The sequence below is a fragment of the Pseudomonas sp. GP01-A4 genome (assembly GCF_058780865.1).
Genome location: NZ_JBYSWF010000023.1, coordinates 62,135 through 81,684, shown reverse-complemented (window position 1 = coordinate 81,684; position 19,550 = coordinate 62,135). Strand labels below are relative to the sequence as shown.

Annotated in this window: 19 protein-coding genes; 7 read left to right on the top strand and 12 right to left on the bottom strand. The window is 63.1% G+C overall.

The genetic code is table 11. The features are described from left to right. Positions 1–4: 4 nt before the first annotated feature. From AC3WKX_RS15685 to AC3WKX_RS15640, 10 genes are all read right to left on the bottom strand, one after another. Positions 5–2,152, bottom strand: a complete 2,148-nt coding sequence (locus AC3WKX_RS15685) for a TonB-dependent siderophore receptor (protein ID WP_102605950.1) — start codon at positions 2,150–2,152, stop codon at positions 5–7. A 126-nt stretch (positions 2,153–2,278) separates the two neighbouring features. Continuing rightward, positions 2,279–3,151, bottom strand: coding sequence for a sulfurtransferase (locus AC3WKX_RS15680; protein ID WP_102605951.1), 873 nt, complete (start codon positions 3,149–3,151; stop codon positions 2,279–2,281). Beyond that, positions 3,148–4,266, bottom strand: a complete 1,119-nt coding sequence (locus AC3WKX_RS15675; protein ID WP_102605952.1) for a phosphotransferase — start codon at positions 4,264–4,266, stop codon at positions 3,148–3,150. The genes AC3WKX_RS15680 and AC3WKX_RS15675 overlap by 4 nt, the downstream gene beginning before the upstream one ends. Then, positions 4,263–5,183, bottom strand: a complete 921-nt coding sequence (locus AC3WKX_RS15670) for an ABC transporter substrate-binding protein (RefSeq protein WP_003208293.1) — start codon at positions 5,181–5,183, stop codon at positions 4,263–4,265. The genes AC3WKX_RS15675 and AC3WKX_RS15670 overlap by 4 nt, the downstream gene beginning before the upstream one ends. Positions 5,184–5,330: 147 nt before the next feature. Next, positions 5,331–5,723 carry a Rid family hydrolase gene (locus AC3WKX_RS15665; protein ID WP_003208292.1) on the bottom strand — a complete coding sequence of 131 codons (393 nt, stop codon included), beginning with the start codon at positions 5,721–5,723 and terminating at the stop codon, positions 5,331–5,333. An 8-nt stretch (positions 5,724–5,731) separates the two neighbouring features. Further along, the gene (locus AC3WKX_RS15660) at positions 5,732–7,081 is read right to left on the bottom strand and encodes an MFS transporter (RefSeq protein WP_102605953.1); all 1,350 of its coding nucleotides are present in this window, start codon (positions 7,079–7,081) and stop codon (positions 5,732–5,734) included. A 91-nt stretch (positions 7,082–7,172) separates the two neighbouring features. Further along, positions 7,173–7,886, bottom strand: coding sequence for an SDR family NAD(P)-dependent oxidoreductase (locus tag AC3WKX_RS15655; protein WP_003208289.1), 714 nt, complete (start codon positions 7,884–7,886; stop codon positions 7,173–7,175). Between the two features lie 13 nt (positions 7,887–7,899). After that, on the bottom strand, positions 7,900–9,183 hold the full coding sequence (locus tag AC3WKX_RS15650; protein WP_102369480.1) for a flavin-containing monooxygenase: 1,284 nt from the start codon (positions 9,181–9,183) through the stop codon (positions 7,900–7,902). A gap of 111 nt (positions 9,184–9,294) precedes the next feature. After that, on the bottom strand, positions 9,295–10,221 hold the full coding sequence (locus AC3WKX_RS15645; RefSeq protein WP_003208286.1) for a LysR family transcriptional regulator: 927 nt from the start codon (positions 10,219–10,221) through the stop codon (positions 9,295–9,297). Positions 10,222–10,280: 59 nt separating this feature from the next. Continuing rightward, the gene (locus AC3WKX_RS15640) at positions 10,281–11,486 is read right to left on the bottom strand and encodes a DUF1835 domain-containing protein (protein ID WP_087692545.1); all 1,206 of its coding nucleotides are present in this window, start codon (positions 11,484–11,486) and stop codon (positions 10,281–10,283) included. Between the two features lie 193 nt (positions 11,487–11,679). Between AC3WKX_RS15640 and AC3WKX_RS15635 the strand changes: the two genes are divergently transcribed. From AC3WKX_RS15635 to AC3WKX_RS15625, 3 genes are all read left to right on the top strand, one after another. After that, positions 11,680–12,144 carry a metallophosphoesterase family protein gene (locus AC3WKX_RS15635; RefSeq protein WP_003208282.1) on the top strand — a complete coding sequence of 155 codons (465 nt, stop codon included), beginning with the start codon at positions 11,680–11,682 and terminating at the stop codon, positions 12,142–12,144. Between the two features lie 249 nt (positions 12,145–12,393). Beyond that, positions 12,394–13,071, top strand: coding sequence for an ABC transporter ATP-binding protein (locus tag AC3WKX_RS15630; protein ID WP_102605954.1), 678 nt, complete (start codon positions 12,394–12,396; stop codon positions 13,069–13,071). Further along, the gene (locus tag AC3WKX_RS15625; RefSeq protein WP_102605955.1) at positions 13,068–13,862 is read left to right on the top strand and encodes an ABC transporter permease; all 795 of its coding nucleotides are present in this window, start codon (positions 13,068–13,070) and stop codon (positions 13,860–13,862) included. The genes AC3WKX_RS15630 and AC3WKX_RS15625 overlap by 4 nt, the downstream gene beginning before the upstream one ends. A 61-nt stretch (positions 13,863–13,923) precedes the next feature. Here AC3WKX_RS15625 and AC3WKX_RS15620 read toward each other — a convergent pair whose 3' ends face one another. Next, a complete protein-coding gene (locus AC3WKX_RS15620) occupies positions 13,924–14,970 on the bottom strand; it encodes an L-idonate 5-dehydrogenase (protein WP_102605956.1) in 1,047 nt (348 codons plus the stop codon). Positions 14,971–14,983: 13 nt separating this feature from the next. After that, entirely contained in the window at positions 14,984–15,757 is a 774-nt protein-coding gene (locus AC3WKX_RS15615; RefSeq protein WP_087692542.1) for a glucose 1-dehydrogenase, read from the bottom strand. Positions 15,758–15,948: 191 nt separating this feature from the next. Here AC3WKX_RS15615 and AC3WKX_RS15610 point away from each other — a divergent pair, with 191 nt between their 5' ends. From AC3WKX_RS15610 to AC3WKX_RS15595, 4 genes are all read left to right on the top strand, one after another. After that, on the top strand, positions 15,949–16,821 hold the full coding sequence (locus AC3WKX_RS15610) for a LysR family transcriptional regulator (RefSeq protein ID WP_003208273.1): 873 nt from the start codon (positions 15,949–15,951) through the stop codon (positions 16,819–16,821). Between the two features lie 125 nt (positions 16,822–16,946). Further along, positions 16,947–17,567 carry a glutathione S-transferase family protein gene (locus AC3WKX_RS15605; protein ID WP_102605957.1) on the top strand — a complete coding sequence of 207 codons (621 nt, stop codon included), beginning with the start codon at positions 16,947–16,949 and terminating at the stop codon, positions 17,565–17,567. Between the two features lie 166 nt (positions 17,568–17,733). Further along, positions 17,734–18,651 carry a LysR family transcriptional regulator gene (locus AC3WKX_RS15600; protein WP_003208270.1) on the top strand — a complete coding sequence of 306 codons (918 nt, stop codon included), beginning with the start codon at positions 17,734–17,736 and terminating at the stop codon, positions 18,649–18,651. Next, the gene (locus tag AC3WKX_RS15595; RefSeq protein ID WP_102605958.1) at positions 18,651–19,550 is read left to right on the top strand and encodes a LysR family transcriptional regulator; all 900 of its coding nucleotides are present in this window, start codon (positions 18,651–18,653) and stop codon (positions 19,548–19,550) included. Before AC3WKX_RS15600 ends, AC3WKX_RS15595 begins: the two co-directional genes overlap by 1 nt.

Genomic DNA, 19,550 nt, shown 5'->3' with positions numbered 1-19,550 from the left:
AGCCTCAAAAATTGACGGTGGCGGATAACCGCGCGGTGCGTGGCGCGCCCAGGAACAGGTAGCCATCGCCCGCCGATTCACCCACATCGCGCCAGTAGCGTTTGTCGAACAGGTTGTCGACGGTCAGGCGCAGCACAGTATCGTAATCACCGACTTTGGTGCTGTAGCGTCCGCCGACATCGAACACCGCATAGTCGTCGACCTTCACGCTGGCCTCGCGGTTCGCGTACTTGCTGCCGCTGTATTGCACGCCGCCGAGCAGGGCCAGGCCCCTGATCCCGGGAATGCTGTAGTCGCCGTGCAGGCTGGCGCGCAGCTTTGGCACGTTGATCGCCTGGTGGCCGTCGTAGTCGTCGGTGCCGCTGCCGCTCACCCGGGCGCGAATCGCCGCTACGCTGGCCGACACTTGCAGGTTGTCGGTCACCCGACCATTGGCCGAAAGCTCCAGGCCGACGTTCTTCTGCTGGCCCTGCTGTACGAAGGTGATGCTGCCGTCATCGTTGGGCCGGTTGTATTGCAGGTCCTGGGTGATCTGGAACAGCGCGGCGGTCAGGCTCAGGCGCTGGAAGTCACGCTTGATCCCCACTTCCAGCTGGCGCGAGGTGGTCGGCGGCAATACCTCATCGGCGTTGCTGCTGAACCATGCCGCGGTGCCGCCCAGGGACAGGCCCTTGCTGTAGCTGGCGTACAGGGTGGTGTCCGGGCGCGGCTTGTAGATCAGCGCCACCTGGGGCAGGAATACGCTGCGCTGGGTATGGCGGGTGGTGTCGCCGGCCTGGTCGTAGGTTTCTTCGTCGAGGCGCACCTGGCGCCCGCCGAGAATGGTTTGCCACTGCTCGTTGACGCTGATGCGGTCGCTGGCGAACAGCCCGTATTGGCGGCTGTCCAGGCGCCGGTAGGTATGGCCCAGCGGCCCCTCGTAGGGGTCAAGCACCGGCGGCTTTTCGTAGATATTGCCCTCGCCGATGTATTCGTTGACTGATTCACGCCGGTCCACCAGGCGGCGGAAGGCAGTGGTGCCGAAGGTCAGGTCATGCTTGAGAAAACCGGTGTCGAACTGGCCGTTGAGGGCGGCCTGGGCTTCTTCGTTGCTGCGGGTGTCGTCGGGGCTGCGGTAGTCCGAGATGTCGTAGTCACCCTCGGCGCTGAAGTGGTTGGGCACTGCGGTGTTGGCGCAACTGGCGGCGCCGTAGCAACCCCAGGCGAAGGTGCTGTAGTCGTCGATCACCACGCGGCTGCGGGAGGCGCTGAAGCTGGCTTTCCAGGCCTCGTTGAAGCGGTATTCGAACAGGCCGTCGAGGTTCAGCGACTTGATGCCCACCGGGTTCGACCAGCTCTGGTAGCCCAGCAGATCCCGTGGCGACACGTTGTGGGGCACGGTGGTGCCGCCGAGCAATTGGTATCCGGGCACCGAGCGTTGCTCGCGGTTCTGGTATTCGGCGTTCAGTTGCAGCAGGGCGTTGGGGCTGATGTTCCAGTCGAGGGCCAGGGAGGCAAAATCCCGCTGGCCGTCGGCGTGGTCGACGTAGGAACGGATGTCTTCGTGGGCCAGGTTGACCCGCACCCCCACCTGCTGCTCGGCACCGAGCCAGCCGCCGACGTCGGTGGCCAGGTAGCGCTCGCCGTGTTCGTTGGTGGAGACAGTCACCGAGCGCACGTTCTCCGGGCGCTTGCTTACGTAGTTGATCAAGCCGCCGGGTTCGGACACGCCGCTTTGCAGCCCGGACAAGCCCTTGAGCACTTCCACTTGCTGCTTGTTTTCCAGTGCGACGTTCTGTTCGCCGGTGATGGTGCGACCGTTGATCTTGTAGCTGCTGGCCGGGTTCAACGAGAAACCGCGCACCACGAAATTCTCGTAGTAACCCACCGGCGCATAGCTGTCGCCGACCGAGGCGTCGTTCTTCAATACTTCACTGAGCAGGCGGGCTTGCTGGTCTTTCAGGCGAGCCTCGGTGATCACCGCCACCGAGGCCGGGGTGTCCAGCAGCGGGGCGTTATCGAAGCCGGCGACAGCGGCCTTTTTCGCCTGGTAGTCGGTGGCCTGTTCACCGACTACGGTAATGGTGTCCAGGGTCGCGTCCTGGGCGTGGGCGGCCGTGGCGGCGAGGGTGATGCTCAGGGCGAGCAGGGTGTGACGGTACGGTGTTGCCATAAAAGGAGCGCTCCAAGGGCCTGCCCGCTGGCGCCTCGCGCTTTATTGGGCGCAAAGGGGCCCAGCGCTGCGCAACGGACGGGTTGCCAGTACGAAATTAAAAAGCCGGGGTCGCCGCAAAAGGCGTCAGGCCGGAGCTGCTCCGGTAGTCATTGGTAAGCGTGCGTCGGCGGCCCATTCCTGCAGCGAGCCGTCGTAGAGTGCGAGGTCCTGGCGACCCAGCAGGGTCAGGGCCAGGGCGTTGGCCGCCGCGGAAATTCCGCCGCCGCAGTACAGAATCAATGGACCGTCGCTGTGCAGCAGCGTGGGTCCGATAGCCACGGCCAGGGCGTCCTTGGGCAGGTAGCGACCCTGTGCATCAAACAGCGTGCGTGCCGGCAGGTTGTGGCTGCCGGGAATGTGCCCGCGCCGGGCGTAGCGGGTGGCTGCGGTGCCGTCGAACAAGGCGCTGCCCAACGCGCAGACGAGTACGCCGGGTGCTTGGCCTGCGGCCACCGCCTCAACGCCTGCGCGGTCGATCCACAGTGGTGCGTAGGTTCTGATCGGCCAGGGTTCGACGACGGGTGTGTTTGCAGGCTGCCCGCTGTGCTGCGGTAACCCCGCCCGTTGCCAGGCGTAGAAACCACCGTCCAGCACGCCGGCGTGAATGCCCAGCCCGCGCAGCATCCACCACAGGCGTGCGGCCCAGAAACCGTCGGCGCGATCGTAGATCACCACGTTGCTGCCGACGCCTGCACCCAGATTCGCCAGTGCCTGAATCAGGGCTTGCGGTGTTGGCAGGGCGAAGCTGTAGCTCGCTTGAACGTCGGCCAGATCGGTCAGCAAGTCGGCATGCCGTGCGCCGGGGATATGTGCGTGCAGCCAACCGGCATGACCGCTGGCGACCCGGTAATCACCGTCAAAACGCGGGGACGGCAGGACGACGGTGGCGTCGAGTATCACCAGCCCGGGCTCCCCGAGGTGGGCATGCAGCCAATCGGTATCGACCAGAATACTCATACGGATTTTCGCCGCAGGTGGTTGAGCAATCGTTGCCCCTGGGCGCCGGTAAACCACTGCAGATGGCCCAGCAGGTAGGCGTGATAGGCCACGTCGGCACTGCGGGTGGAACCCACTACGCCTTGGTAGTACGCGATTTCGGACAGGGCAAAATCCACATGCACCAACGGCAGCAGGGCGCTCAGGGTGAGCAGGTCCTGGGCGCTCAATGGCCGGCCCCGGTGATAGCCGGTGAGCAATGCGTCGACGCTGTCGAGGTCCGCTGCTGCCAGGCCACCGCTGTCCAGGTCCAGCCAGGGCACGGCGTTGCGTTCGATGGCGGTCGCCAGGTCGTAGAGGGCGAAGGTGCGGTCGGCGAGGCCGAAGTCCAGCACGCTGGCGACGTTGCCGTCTGCATGCCACAGCAGGTTCGAGGCGTGCCAGTCGTTATGGGTCCAGAGCGCCGGTTGTTGGTGCAGCAAGGGTTGCAGGGGCGCGTGCCAGGGCAACAGCAGCTCGGTCAGCCGTGTGTGCCAATCCTTGTCGGCGAGGTACTCGGTCAGCGCCGGGGTATTGGCGATCGCGGCCAGTGGCGCGGGTTGTTCGATCACCCGGGCGTTGGCCAGCAGCACTTCTGTTTGACGGCGGGGTGCGCTGTAGTGCTCGGCTGCCAGGTGCAATCGAGCCAGCGCCACACCCGCCGCCTGCGCATGTTGAGTGCTTTGGAAGGGCGACCACGACAGCGCATCGCGGTACAGGTCAAGGCCCTCGGCGACATGGTGAATCTCGTAGGTCCATTCACCTTGCGTCGTGGCCGTTGCACCGTGGCGGTTCGGCACCACTGCGGCAACCGGTGCGCCGTGGCGATGCAGGTGGGCGATCAGGCGGTGTTCTTCTTCCAGCCACGCGGCTTTGCGCACGTGCCGGTGATGCCGTTTGACGAACAGGGTGGCGCTGCCGGTATTGATCAGCCCGGCAGCGGAGAACGGTCGCGGGCTGTGCCAATGCAAACTGCGCAGTTGACCCAGTTGCGGGTACTCGTGCAGCAGCTGTTGGATATCTGCTTCGTGCAGCGCTGGCCAGTCGGCAGCTACCGGATCAAGCCCCAGGCCATGGGCGGTGCGTTGTGGATTCATGCCGTCGCCCCGGGCAGATAGGCGTTGCTGGTTGCCCCTTGCCACACCTGCGGATTGTCGAGCACCGCGTGCTCGTGCAGCCACTCGGCATAAGGTTTCAGCAGCGCCTGGCGTTGCTCGCCCCAACGACCGTCGTGCAGCCAGGTCGGAGCGATTTTGTGCAGGGATGCGCTGAGCAATTCCGCCGGGAAATACGGTGTAGTGTGCTCATAGGCCGCCAGCGCGATGGCTGGCTCTTCGGCCACGGCGAGATAGCCACGGGCAGTGGCCGCGAGGAAATCACGCACCAACCCGGGCTGCTCGGCGAGGGTTCGTTCGTGGGCGCCCAACAGGTAGCTGTGATACGCCGGTGCGCCAATCTGATCCACCGGCAACACCACCCGGCGTTCTGCTTCGATGGGGCTGTGCATCAACGCTTCCCAGGCCCAGTAGCCGCCGAAACTGGCATCGGCGATGCCTTCGGCCAACTGTTCGGGCCGCAACTCACGTACGCCGCTGTCCACCAGGATCACGCCATCGGGGTCGCCACCGTCGTTGCTCACCAGGTGACGCACCATCGCCAAACCCCGTGGCGTGGGGTTGAGCGCCAGGCGCTTGCCCACCAGGTCTCGTGGGCGGCGGATACCGGAGTCGGTCAGGGTTTGAATCGACTCAAGGCCCGCATGATTGATCGCCGCGATGCCTTGCAGGGCTTGCCCCTGGCCGCGCCGGACCAGCAGGCGGTTGCTGGGGAAAATGCCGAAGTCCGCCGCGCCGGTCAGCAGGTGCTCAAGGGTGTCGCCACGGTAGGGGTCGTGCACCACCAACTCCACATCCAGGCCCAGCTCGGCGTACCAGCCGCGTTCCCGCGCCAGGTACAAACCCGCCGAATTCGGCCAGGGATGAAAGTACTCCAGCATTACCTTTACCGACACCATCGCTTGCTTCTCCAGCCTGCAGTCTTTTGATGGGGGCGATTTATAAGGGAGCAATCTGGTATATACCAATATCGTTTATTGCTATGGATATAACCGGGACCAAAAAAAACCGCGGCCCAAGCCGCGGTTTTTTACTCATCGCCTGGGTCAATCGGCAACGATGGCGTACGTTTCGATTTCGACTTTCTGCCAGGGGCGCAGCATCGAATCCACCTGAATCAGGCTGCTGGCCGGGCGAATGGCGTCGAACACCTCGCTGTGTGCCTTGGCGACGGAGGCGGCATCGTTGATATCCCGCAGGTAGACCACGGTGCGCACTACGTCTTCAGGGCCCATGCCCGCCTCGGCCAACACCTTGTTGACGGTGACGAGAATGGCCTGGGCCTGTTCGTAAGCATTGCTGTGTTCGTAATCGGGTGAGGCGCAGGTGCCGGAGATGTGCAGGTGGTTGCCAACGCGAACGGCGCGGGAATAACCGAACACGTTTTCGTACTGACCGCCCGAGGAAATAGTTTGCCGCGCTGTGGTTTTACTGGTCATGGTGGTTCTCATGTTGGGAGGGGTTTACCGGTGGAGTCCTTGACGAACAGGATCGAAATCAGGCCGACCACGGCACCGCCGATCAGGTACCAGGCGGGAATCATCTGGTTGCCGGTGATCGATATCAGCCAGGTATTGATCAGCGGGGCCGTGCCTCCGAACAGCGAGACCGCGACGTTGTAGCTCAAGGCGAGGGCGCTGTAGCGCACGCGGGCCTTGAACAGCGAAGTCATGGTGGCCGGCATCGCTCCTTCAAAAAACAACTGGGCGAGGGTCAGGATCAGCAGGGCGGCCAGCAGCAACCCGACACTCTGGGTATGCAGCAGCATGAAGCAGGGGAACGCCATGACGATCAGCAGCACGCAGCCGGTAATGATCATCCGGTTCCGGCCCAGTCGGTCGGCCAGCAAGCCTGAAACCGGGATCAACACCAGCATGAACAGCGTCGCGGCCATCCCCAGGTTCCTGGCGAACGTATTGCTGTACCCGAGTACGTTTTCCAGATAACCCGGGATGTACCCGAGGATGATGTAGTAGGTCACGTTGAACACGGTGACCAGGCCCATGCATTGCAGGATTTTCGGCCATTCGTTGACCAGTAAGCTGAACAGGCTGGGTTCGGCGCCCGTCGCCTTTCGCAGTTTTTCGTTGGCCTGGATTTCCTTGAACACTGGTGTTTCTTCCAGGCCAAGGCGCAAGTAGAGGGCGATCAGGCCGAGCAGGCCGCCAATCGCAAAGGGCGCGCGCCAGCCCCAGTCCTGCATGGCTTGTTCGCCCAGGCCCAGGGTAAACAGGCTGACCACTGCACCGCCCAGCAGGAACCCGGAGATATTGCCGAATTCCAGCCAACTGGTGAAAAAGCTGCGTCGCTCGTCCGGCGAATGCTCGGCGATGAACGTGCAGGAGCCGCCGTACTCGCCACCCGCCGACAGGCCCTGGAGCAGACGCATGAGAATCAACAGGACGGGCGCAAACAGGCCGATGCTCGCGTAACTCGGGATCAAGGCAATGGCGAAGGTTGCGACGGCCATCAGCGTGATGCTCAGCGACAGCGCCGTGCGCCGGCCAAACTTGTCGCCGATGGGACCGAACACCAGGCTGCCCAGTGGCCGAATCAGGAAGCCCGCCGCGAAGGTGGCGTAGATCGCCATCAACTGGGTGGTCGGGTTGTCGTTGTGGAAGAACGTCTTGCCGATGATGCCGGCGAGAGAGGAGTAGAGCGCAAAGTCGAACCATTCGACCATATTGCCCAGTGTCACGCCGACGACCGCTTTGGTCAGCCGTTTGCGTGAGGGTTCAGCCGATGCACGGTCGGCGGGAAACCCTTGATGAATCGAGGAAGCGTGAACTTCGCCCATGATATTGCCCTCTGGAATAATTGTAGTGAGGCAGCAGTCAATAGGGAGTGGCAGGCCCACGTCTGATGCGCGGGGCCTGCGGAGGCTGGGGTCATCGCATATACACGCCCCCGGCGATGCACAATGATTCGCCTGTTATGTAGGAGGGTTTGGCGCTCAGTTGCCAGACCCAGTCGGCGATTTCTTCGACCCGCGCGGCGCGTTTCAAGGGGATCGATTCGATGGCGGCCTCGATGCGCCCGCCGGCACGGGTGCCTTCGGTGTCCACCCAGCCCGGGGCCAGTGCGTTGACCACAATATTGTCGCCGGCCAGTTCGATGGCCAGGGAGCGGGTCATCGACACCACAGCAGCCTTGGAGGCGCTGTAGAGCAACTGGTTTTTCGACACGGTGAACGCATCCACCGAGGCGAAGAACACGATAGCGCCTCCGCCGGCGGCTTTCAGGTGACGGGTGCCGATACGTGCGATGTTCAGTGAGCCCAGCACGTTGATGTCGAATATCTTGCGGTACAGCGCTTCGCTGAAGCTATCCAGGGATGACGTGGGAAAGATCCCCGCCGCATTCACTACGGCTCGCAGCGGTGCCTTGCCGTCCAGGGCGGCATCGAGGGTACGGGCCAGTGTGGCCTCCTGGGTGATGTCGCCGACCACTGGCGAAAACAAGGGGCTCGCCGGCTGTGTGCTGGGTGTTACGTCCACAGCGACGACGTGCCAGCCTTCGGCCTGAAAGCGCTGTGCGACGGCCTGGCCCATGCCCGAGGACGTCCCGGTGACGATAACGCTGGAGTGCGGTGCAGTGTTCATAAGGGCTATCCGATCAGGCGTATTGAGGAAGAGGGGTGCCGGGTTGCAGAGCCAGTTCCAGCACATCCAGTTGGCGCTGGGTGTCCTGGTAGTTGCTCAGCCATTCGCGCTTGACGATATCGATGCGTGAGTCGGCCGGCTGCAACTGGGCAAACTTCGCCGCCAGGCCTTGCATGCCACGCTCGCGCAGGGTGAGAAAGCGCATCACTAGCCGGGTCTGCTCGCAATACACCGGCCATTGCGGGCCACGTGGGGCGCCCAGGCCGATGTAGAACAGGCCTTCCAGGTTGGTCGGCAAGGTCATCGCGGCGGTACGCAGCGGAACACCGTCGCGCCATTGCAGCAGGCGTTCATCGAGGAACGGCAGGCGCGTGTTGAAACCGGTAGCCCAGACGATGGTGTCGTAATCGACCTGGCTGCCATCGGTGAACGTGACAGTCTTGCCCTGGATGCTCTCGATACCCGGTGCGACCTTGATTCGGCCGTGCTGGATCCAGTACAGCAGCAAGGTGTTGACCACCGGCGGTTGCGCATCCAGGTCGTAGGTATCCGGTGCCGGTAGCCCGGGGTAATTCTTGTGGGTGCCGACGCTGGCCATGATCAGCATGTTCATGAGCATGTTCTGCTGTTCTGGCGGCAATTGCCCCAGCAGCGGCAGCTCGCCCCGGGGCAGGCCGAACAGGGTCTTGGGCTGGAACAGCTGGCCGCGTCGGATCGCAATGGTGGTGTCCAGGCGAGCCTGGGCGGCATCCACTGCGAGGTCGCATCCGGAGTTGCCAAACCCCACCACCAGCACCTTGCCTTGCACCTGCTGCACGTTGCGGTATTCGCCGGAGTGAATCGACACGCCGGTGAACCCCTTGCTTACTTGCGGGATCTTGCAATCCCACAGGTGACCGTTGGCCACCAGCACGCCGCTGTAGTGTTTGTGGGTGCCGTCTGCCAGGGTCACCTGCCAGCCCGCTTCGCCGTTCTCGTCCAGGGGCTTCAGGCTGCGCACTTCGGTGTTGAAGGTGATCTTTTCGCGCAGGCCGAAGGTGTCGGTGTAGGCGTTCATGTACGCCTTGACCTGATCGCGGCTCGGGTACACCGGATAGTCAGCGGGCATCGGGAACCCGTCAAAGAAGGAACTGCTCTTGGGGGTGATCAGGTGCAAGGCATCGTAGTCGCTGTTCCAGTGACCGCCGATGTTCGCGGACTTTTCGAAGCAGTCCACCTCGAAACCGGCGTCGGTCATGGTCTTCAGCGCCGCCAGCCCTGCGGCCCCGGCACCAATGATGCAGTAGTGATTGGACATGCTGGCTCCCCATTCAAGCGCCTGTTGTGGCGTCGCTGGCTGGAGTATCCCGCTCGGCAAGAGGTGGATGAATGGGCTAAGTCATGTGTTTCCTATAGGTGATCCCTATGGCTAGAGCGTCTCCAGGTGCGCATACAGGTTCTGGATGCGGCTCAAGTGGCTGCGCATCAGGTTGATCAGCACCCGGGTGGGCGGCGAAATAGGCGTGTCGTGGCGATGGATAAAGCCGAATACCTCGAAGATCGCCGGGCTGATCGGCACCCAGCCCAAGCGATCATTGAAGCCCAGCTGATGCAGGATCGGGCGCGTGGCAATCACATCGCCGAGCCCGCGCGCAGCCAGCTCGAAGCCGGTGATCTGGTGCTCCACTTCGATGATCGGGTCCAGCACCTCGCCGCCCTTGGACGCCAATTGCCCCAACAACCGGCGAATCGGGTCGGCGGTGCGCCAGCGCGCCTCGGTGAGAATCAACGGTGCCACCGCCAGGTCGCTGATGGTTTTCGGGCCCTTGAGTCGCTCCGGGTCGGCACTGATATAGCCGACCTGGGCCGACCAGACCGGCTCGCTGACGGTCAGGTTCTGCTGCTTGATCGGCAGCATCACCAGCCCCGCTTCAATTTCGCCCTGGCTCACCAGCTCGGCGATTTCCGAGGAGTTGTAGCCGACGATCTTGATCCGCATATCCGGGTGCTGGGTGCGGAACTGCTCGATCAGGTCCGTGAGGAAATAGTGATGGGCGGTGCCGAAGGTGCCAAAACTGGCCACGCCACCGGACAGTTCACGCACAGCCTGCACCGCTTCATAGCCCTGGCGTGCTGACGTCACCATGCCTTGTGCAAACGGCTGCAGGCGGCGTCCGGCTTCGGTGAGCATCAGTCGGCGATTGGTGCGGATGAACACGTGGGTACCCAGGTGCTCCTCCAGCCGCAGGATCTGCTCGGACAATGAGGGTTGGGAAATATGCAGGCTTTCCGCCGCCTTGGAGAACGTACCGTGCTCGATGGCGGCGAGAAAGTAGTTGAGCTGTTGTAAGGTCATCGCGCTGAACCGTTACCTGTTTGGCTCAACATGACACAGATCAAAGCTGTCGCGAAGAATCAATCACGCCACACGGGCATGCCATGTTCGTCAATTGTCCAGTGCGGGTGGCGCGGTCGCAGGCAGACGCCACCTACCCAGCGTTCTTCCGTTGCATGATCCGGCCAGTAGGCTGCGCCGTTCAGAACCTGGCGACCCAGCGCAGTCAGCGCCAACACCCGCTGCGGCCATTGCAATTGGGCCCCGGACTCGATCAACAGCGGATTCTCGCCATCGATCAACGGCCGCATCAGCGCATGAAACATCATGTCTCCCAGGTACGGCAGTGGTTCACGCTTGCCCATCAGCTCGGCGAACACCCGGCCAAACGGCACCGGCCCGGCTTCATCCACGTATTGCAGGGACAGGCGCTCGGTCAGGGACAAACCGTCCTGCACACCTGGTAACTCCTGCAACTGTCGGCGCAATGCCGGGGCCAGGAAGGGCAGGGAGGTGGAGCTACTCCGGGCCAGTTCCGCCAGCTTGATCGGCGAGCTGGCGCAATACGCCAGCCAGGCCTGTCGCGCCAGTTGCAGCATGTCCTCGTCGACCTGTCGGCGCTGCGGCCACAACCACGCCAATACTTCAGGCGCCAGTTGGCCGATGCCGATAAAACGCTGCACGCCGGGAATACGATCGACTTCGATCAACTCCAGTTTTTCAGGCAGATGCTCAAGCCCAGCCAGCGCGCGAATCAGGAACAATTGATCGTACGCATCCGCCTCACACCACAACACGCTGTGGCCGGCGCTGCCCAGTTGTTCAAGATGGTGATATTCGTCCGCATGCCGGCGCGCCACTTCGGCCTCATCCATGGCAAACACCTGGCTGATATAGCGGCTGCGAACGGCCTGGTATTGCTCGGCAGGCAGGTCCTGCACCGGGCCCATGCACAATGGGTCAATCAGCATCCGGAAGCGGCCCTTGAACCCCGCCACGCCCAGGCTGTGGGCGATATCGTTGCCGCAGCGCCAGTGGGTGGTGCGGGCTTCATCGCTGGCGTCGAAACCTGGATGGCGGGCGGCAAAATCCACCGCATCGACGTGGGCCTTGAGCTTGGGCCAGCTGGGAAAACCGAGTTCCTTGGCGATCGACCATTGGGCATCGGATAAGGTCGGGGTTGCGGCGGCATCGGCGCTTTTCAGGCGCTGCAAAAGTTCCTTGGCGCGCTTGCGTTGCTGCTCAAGGTTGATACGGCCGTTAGTGGACGAGAATGATTGCGACATACGATCTCCTTGTACAAACCTTGTCCGCTTTAAGGTTGGGAGTCGTAGAAATGTGATATTCAGTCAAGGTCTTGGGCGCAGCCCTTTCCGCGGATGGTGGCGTAGATGGCGCCAGGCGGGAAATATAGGCAGTGCAATGATTGATTGCAAGCCGCCTGGTGGATAGCGCCGGGGTTTTGCACAGGAGACGTTCATGAAAGTTGGTGTGATTTCCGATACCCACGGCTTGCTCCGTGCCGAGGCCCTGGCGGCCCTGGAAGGGTGCGAGCAGATTGTTCACGCCGGGGACATCGGTAGCCCGGAGATCCTTGAGTTGCTGGCCTCGATTGCGCCATTGCATGTGGTGCGCGGCAATAACGACCTCGACGCCGCGTGGGCAGAGCATTTGGCTGACCGGCTGGATTTTGACTTGAACGGCTGGCGGGCGTTGCTGGTGCATGACATTGCCGATGTGCCGAAGGAGCTTGATCCGGGCATCCGGCTGGTGATCACTGGCCACTCTCACAAACCATTGATCGAGTGGCACGGCGAGCGGCTGTTTCTCAACCCTGGCAGTGCAGGGCGGCGACGTTTCAAGTTGCCGGTGACCCTGGCGTTGCTTGAGGTGCGCGAGAAATCCATCAAGCCGCGCCTGGTGTCGCTGGAGCCCAAGCGCTGAAGAACGCTGAGGCGAGGGGGCTTGCTGTGGCGAGGGAGCTTGCTGTGGTGAGGGAGCTTGCTGTGGCGAGGGAGCTTGCTCCCGCTGGGCTGCGCAGCAGCCCCAAGAAATTAACGGTGTTTTTTCAGGTGTATCGCAGTGGCTTTATTGGGGCCGCTTCGCCGCCCAGCGGGAGCAAGCTCCCTCGCCACGGGGGACGTGCCCTGTCTTACCATTGCGTCTGAATCAGGAACAAGGATCATCAACGCCATGAGCGTATTAGTCGAAACCCGGGCGCTCACGCGGATGGACGAGCGCCGCCAGCTGCAACTGCTGCAGCCCACGAACTTCCAGCTGCACCGCGCCGACCGCCTATCCATCACCGGTTCATCCGGCTCCGGCAAAAGTGTATTCCTTCGGGCACTCGCCTTGCTCGACGCGCCGACCTCAGGGGATATCCTCTGGAACGGGCAGCCCATCGCCAACGCGCAAGTCCCGCAGTATCGCAGTCGCATCAGCTACCTCTCCCAACGCCCGGCGCTGATCGAAGGCACGGTGGAAGACAACTTGCGTTTCCCCTACAGCCTCAAGGCCTTGCATCACCTGAGTTTCGACCCGCAGGCGGTCAAGGCGCTGCTGGCCCACGCGGGCAAGGAGTCGGGCTTTCTGGCAAAAAATGCCGGGGATTTATCCGGTGGTGAGTCCCAGGTGGTGTCACTGATCCGTACCCTGCAACTCAATCCCGATGTGCTGTTGCTGGACGAACCTACCGCCGCTCTCGACCCGGCATCGTCCGGGGAGGTCGAGGCGTTGATCAGTGCCTGGGCCGAAGCGGATAGCGCTCACGCCTATATCTGGGTGTCCCACGACCTTGAGCAGGCGCAACGCATGAGCACCACCCATTTGCATATGGACGCCGGCGTGCTGACAGGGGGCGTGCAGCCATGAATTATCACGACCTCACGGCACTGGACATGGCCATCGCCGCCTCGCTGATCCTGATCAACGGTGCGCTGTCGCTGTTGTTGCGGCTGGGGCTGGAGCGTCAGCTGTTCTGGGCGGCTGTGCGCACGGTGGTGCAGTTGTTGGCGATCGGTTACCTGCTGGGCTGGGTCTTTGAATTTGCCTACTGGTATGTGGTGCTGCCGCTGATGTGCCTGATGACTCTGATCGCCGGGCTCTCGGCTGCCGGGCGTGGGAAGCGGACCTATGCGGGGCAGCGGGCCGACAGTATTGTGTCGGTGTGGGGCAGTTCCTGGTTGGTGACGGCTGTTGGCCTGTTCGCGATTATCCGGATTCACCCGTGGTACGAGCCGCAGTATGCGATTCCGATCCTTGGGATGATTCTGGGTAATACGCTTACCGGGGTGTCTCTGGGGATTGAGCGTATGACTCAGGAGCTGATCTCCGGCCGCAATACCATCGAGATGATTCTGGCCCTCGGTGGTTCACGCTGGGAGGCGGCGCAGGATGCAATTCGCCAGGCTGTGCGGGCCGGGATGATTCCGACGTTGAACCAGATGACGGTGGTGGGGATTGTGAGCTTGCCGGGGATGATGACTGGCCAGGTGCTGGCCGGGGAAAGTCCGGTGGACGCGGTACGTTATCAGATTGTGATTATGTTTTTGATCGCTGCGTCGTCGGCGTTGGGCACGGTAGGTGCGGTGTTGCTGACCTACCGTCGACTGTTTTCAGCCAGCCATCGTTTCCTGCGGTTCAGGCTCGAAGAGCGGGTGTAGCGCAGGCGCTATCGGATCCCCAAAATGCACCGCAACCCTGTGGGAGCTGTCGAGATCCGGTTCAATCGCCCACACCAAAATCCAGCAACACCTTCATCGCCTGGCTCTTGTCCGCCGCCAGTTCAAACGCCTGCACCGCCTCGCTGAACGGCACGGTGTGGGAGATCACCGGACGCACATCAATCACCTGGCGATTGAGCAAATCCACCGCCTGGGCAAACTCCGAATGGAAGCGGAAGGTGCCCCGCAAGTCGATCTCCCTGCTCACCAGCATATTCAACGGCAGCGAGACCTCGCCACCCAGACCGACCGTCACCAGCACGCTGCGCGGGGCCATGCACTCCAGGCCGTTGCGCAGGGCCTGGGCGCTGCCGGAGACTTCGAACATCACGTCGAAGTAGCCTTTTTCGGCGGTATACCGCTTCAACGCGTCGGCGTCTTCCGCCAGGTTATGAGTACGGCTGGCGCCCATTTTTTCGGCGCAGGCCAAGGGCCCGGCGGACAGGTCCACCGCAACAATTTCCCCCGCGCCCGCTGCCCGCAGGCTGCCGATCAACAGGTTGCCGATGGGCCCGCACCCGGTGACCAATACCCGTTTGCCGAACACCACCCCGGCACGCTGGATGGCATGCAAACCCACAGACAACGGTTCAGCCATTGCACCCTCGGCAAGGCTCACATGATCGGCCAGCAGATGCGCCTGGTGCGTTTCGATCACCAGGCTTTGTTGAAACGCACCCTGCACGTGAGGGAAGGGCATCGCGCTGCCGTAGAAACGCATGTTCAGGCAATGGTTCGGCAGCCCTTGATGGCAATAATGGCAACCCCCGCAAGGCCGCGACGGCGAGACCGACAAGCGTTGGCCAATCTTGAACGGCCCGTCTTCACGGCCTACCGCCTCGATCACCGCCGATACTTCGTGGCCGAGCACCATCGGCTCGCGCAACCGCACGGTGCCGAAGCCGCCGTGCTGGTAGTAATGCAGGTCCGAGCCGCAGATCCCGCCCCGGGCAATGCGCACCCGCAGTTGGTCGGGCGTCAGTGCCTGGGGTTCGGTTTGCGGTTCTACCCGCAGGTCTTTCGAGGCATGGCAGACAATCGCGTGCATGAAATTCTCCAGGTTACAGCGAGGCGGTGATGCCACCGTCCACGTACAGGATATGACCGTTGACGAAACTTGCCGCGTCGCTGGCAAGGAAAACCGCAGCGCCCGCCAGTTCGGCGACGTCACCCCAGCGCCGGCTCGGTGTGCGCTGCACCAGCCAGTCGCTGAATTCGGGGTTGGCCACCAGGTTGGCGTTCAGTTCGGTCTTGAAATAGCCGGGGCCGATGCCATTGACCGTCAGCCCGTGGGGGCCCCAGTCGATGGCCATGCCTTTGGTGAGCATTTTCAGCGCACCTTTGCTGGCGGCATACGGGGCGATGCCCGGGCGCCCCAGTTCGCTTTGCACCGAGCAGATATTGATGATGCGCCCCCGCTTGCGCGGGATCATCGCCCGGGCCACGGCCTGGCCGACCAGGAAGGCGCTGTCCAGGTTGGTGCTCATCAACTCGCGCCAGTGGGTTTCGCTGTAGTCCTCCAGCGGCCCGCGACGTTGCATGCCCGCGTTGTTGACGAGGATGTCCAGCGGGCCCAGGCGCTCTTCGATCTCCGCCACTGCGGCCAACACCGCCGCGCCGTCGGTGACATCGAACGCCTGGGTGTGCACCTCCAGGCCTTCCGCCGCCAGCAACGCGGCACTGTCACGCAAGGTGCTGCGGTTGCGCCCGTTGAGCACTACCCGTGCGCCAGCCTGGGCCAGGCCACGGGCGATGGCCAGGCCGATGCCGGCGCTGGAGCCGGTGATCAAGGCCAGGCGGCCGTCGAGGCGGAAACTGTCTAAAACACGCTGCATGGGGCGATCTCCGAAGACTGAGACAGGTGATCAACACTATCAATCCGAGTGCGGGGCGCCGCTCTCATTGTTATACGTCAAACCCTGTCATATCGTGCATCACGGGCCTTACTTCAGCGCAGCCCGGGCCCGGCGTCCAATTTTCATTTGTGATGGGGTGATCAATAATCGTGATAACCGGAGCCAACCTGATGGAACTCAAGCACCTGCGCGCCTTTGTCGTGCTCGCCCAGGAACTGCATTTCGGCCGGGCGGCCGCGCAGTTGTCGATCGTGCAACCGGCGCTGAGCATGCAGATCAAACTGCTCGAAAGCGGCCTGGGCGTGCGCCTGCTCGACCGCAACCGGCACTCGGTCACACTGACGGAAGCCGGGCGGGTGTTTCTGCCGGAAGCCCTCGCCACCCTGCACCAGGCTGCCCGCGCCGCCGATGCCGCCCGGGCTTCGAACCGCGGGGAGATCGGCCGGGTGCGCCTGGGATTTGTCTCGTCGGTATTGCCGCAATTGCTGCCCGGGTTGATTCGTGCGGTGCACCAGCGCTACCCGCGAATTGAACTGGAGCTCAAGGACATGCCCGGCCCGGATCAGGCGGCTGCGTTGAAAAACGGCCAGCTGGATTTCGGCCTGATGCGTTTGCCGGCGGCCTATCCCGGCGTGCAGACCCTTGAGGTGTTGCAGGAAAGCTTCGTGGTCGCCTTGCCCGGCGAGCATCCGTTGGCGACCCAGGAAACCATTCAGCCGACGGACTTGCTCAAGGTGCCGGTGTTCATCCTGGCCCGGCGTTATGCACCGGGTTTCTACGATGAATTCGTGCAGGCGATGGGCGTGCCGCTGGAGATCGCCTCCGAACTCGGCGAGTTCACCACCATGCTGGCGCTGGTCTCGGCCGGGCTGGGTGTGGGTGTGTTGCCGCTGCAGGCGGCCCGGGCGCTGCCGGCCAATTGCGTGTCCAGGCACCTGGCGTTGGGGGCGTTCCGGGCCAGGACCGGCCTGGCGTGGACCGAGCTCGACAGCCCGGTGAAAACCACCCTGTTCAACCTGATCGACGAGTTGTTTGGCGATTGATTGTTTCATCCGGTGAAATGCTGGATTGTAAAAACTGGCTATTCTGCTGCGTGCCGTAGCGGTGGAACATAAGCGTTATCGACCCGATCACCGGGTCGAGTCCCTGGCACATCGCGGAGCCCGTCATGATCAAACTGTACCGTTACCCCTTGTCTGGCCATTCCCACCGGGTTGAGTTGATGCTGTCGCTGCTGGGCGTGCCCGCTGAGCGGGTGCACGTCGATCTGAAGCAAGGCGCGCACAAAACCCCTGAGTTCCTGGCCACCCTCAACAGCTTCGGCCAGGTGCCGGTGATCGATGATAACGGCGTGGTGCTGGCAGACTCCAACGCGATCCTGGTGTACCTCGCCGGCCAATATGGCACCGCCCAGTGGCTGCCGACCGAGCCTTTGGCCCAGGCCCGTGTGCAGCGTTGGCTCTCGGCTGCGGCAGGGCCGCTGCACACCGGGCCGGCTGCGGCGCGATTGATCACTGTGTTCGGTGCCGCGCTGGATGCCGAGGCGACCATCAGCCGCTCCCACGCATTCCTCAAAGTGGTAGAGCACCAGTTGGAGCAGAGCCGTTTTCTCACCGGTGACCTGCCGACGATTGCCGATATCGCGCACTACACCTACATCGCCCATGCGCCGGAGGGGAATGTCGCGCTGGACGACTATCCGCAGGTTCGCGCCTGGCTGGACAGCATCGAGGCGCTGCCGGGGTTTGTGGGTATGCAACGCACGGCTGTGGGCCTGGCGAAGGTTTGAAGATTTTGTGGCGAGGGAGCTTGCTCCCGCTGGACCGGGCTGGCGCTCCAGTGCGCAGCGCACCCAGGATTTTGGGGCCGCTACGCTGCCCAGCGGGAGCAAGCTCCCTCGCCACAACCGCTCCCAAGCCACTGGTTTGGTGGACCACATTCGATTAAGGGGACCCATGGACCGTTTCCAGGAAATGCAGATTTTCCTCGCCGTCGCCGAAGAACAGGGCTTTGCCGCGGCGGCCCGGCGCCTGAACATCTCGCCCCCCAGCGTGACCCGCGCGATTGCCGCGATGGAGGCGCGTATTGGCACCCAGTTGCTTTCGCGCACCACCCGCAGCCTGCACCTGAGCGAGGCCGGCCAGCGTTACCTGGACGATTGCCGGCGCATCCTCGCGGAGTTGACTGAGGCCGAAGAAGCGGCAGCAGGCAGCTTCTCGATCCCGTGGGGGCACCTGACGGTCACCGCGCCGGTGTTGTTCGGCGAGTTGTTCGTCGCGCCAATCCTGGGGGAGTACCTGGACCTGTTTGCCCAGGTCAGCATCAACGCCTTGCTGGTGGACCGTGTGGTCAACATGACCGATGAAGGCGTCGATGTGGCCGTGCGCATCGGGCATTTGCAGGAACCCGGCCAGCAGGCGATCAAGGTCGGCGAGGTGCGTCGCGTAGTGTGCGCGGCGCCGGCTTACCTTGAGCGGCACCGGCCACTGCACCCCGGGCAACTGCGTGAGGCGAAGATTGTCACGTCGTCTTCCAGCCAGTTGGTCAGCGAATGGCAGTTCAGGGAAGGCGGCCAGCCGTTGAGCGTGGCCGTTGAGCCGCGCCTGGTAGTCACCGCCAACAACGCGGCGATCAACCTCGCGCGCCTGGGCTGGGGCGTCACACGGGTGTTGTCTTATCAGGTGGCCAGCGATGTGCGTGCAGGCGCACTGGAAATCATCCTGCAAGACTTCGAACCGCCGGCCTTGCCGATCCATGTGGTGTTCCAGAACAACGCCCGGGTACCGGCGAAGGTCAACACGTTCGTGGATTTTCTGGTCAGCCGGCTGGGGCAGGATGCTGCGCTCAACCCATCGATGCAGCGGCCGGCCTGATGGACCGCTATCGCGACATGCAGATCTTCCAGGCGCTGTCCCGGCAGCCGAGCCTGGCCGCGGCAGCCCGCTCCCTGGGCATCTCGGGGCCCACTGTGATCCGCGCGATTGACCGGCTGGAGACGCGCTTGCGCGTGCCATTGGTACAGCGCAGCACCCGGGGCATTCGCCTCACCGAAGCCGGGGCGACGTTCATGGCCGACTGTTCGCGGATCCTTGACGGCGTGAGCGCCGCCGAAGCATCTGCCCAGGGTGCGCACGCGCAGGCCGAGGGAAACCTGCGGGTGTATTTTCCGTTGCTGTTCAGCCGTTATGTGATGGCGCCGCTGTTGGCCGGCTACCTGGAGCGCTATCCCGGAGTCCGCCTGTTTGCCCATTACCACGATCATTATCCGAACCTCAATGAAGACGGCCTGGACGTGGCAGTCCTGGTGGGGGAGCTGCCCGGTTCATCCCTGATTGCCCGGCCCGTGGGCCAGGTGCGCAACATCGTCTGCGCCAGCCCCGGCTATCTGCAAAGCCATGGCGAACCGGTGCAACCGGAGGCGCTCAAGGAGCATCGGCTGGTCGCCAGCCAGGCGTATTCGAATTGGGTGCAGTGGGATTTCCAGGGCGCCAGCATCAAGGCCCGGGCGCGTCTCGGTTGCACCACGGTGCAGGGCGCGATCAATGCGGCGGTGCAGGGCGCAGGGTTGATCCGGTGCTTGAGCTACCCGGTCCACGAGCACCTGGCGAGCGGGCAACTGTGTCGAGTATTGCAGGCCCATGAACCGCCGCCGCTGCCGGTGCATGTGGTCTACCGCGAAGGGCGCAACGCTTCGATGCGGGTGCGCAGTTTTGTCGATTTCAGCGTGGCGGCATTGCGTGAACATCCGGCGTTTCATTCACCGAGGGCTTGA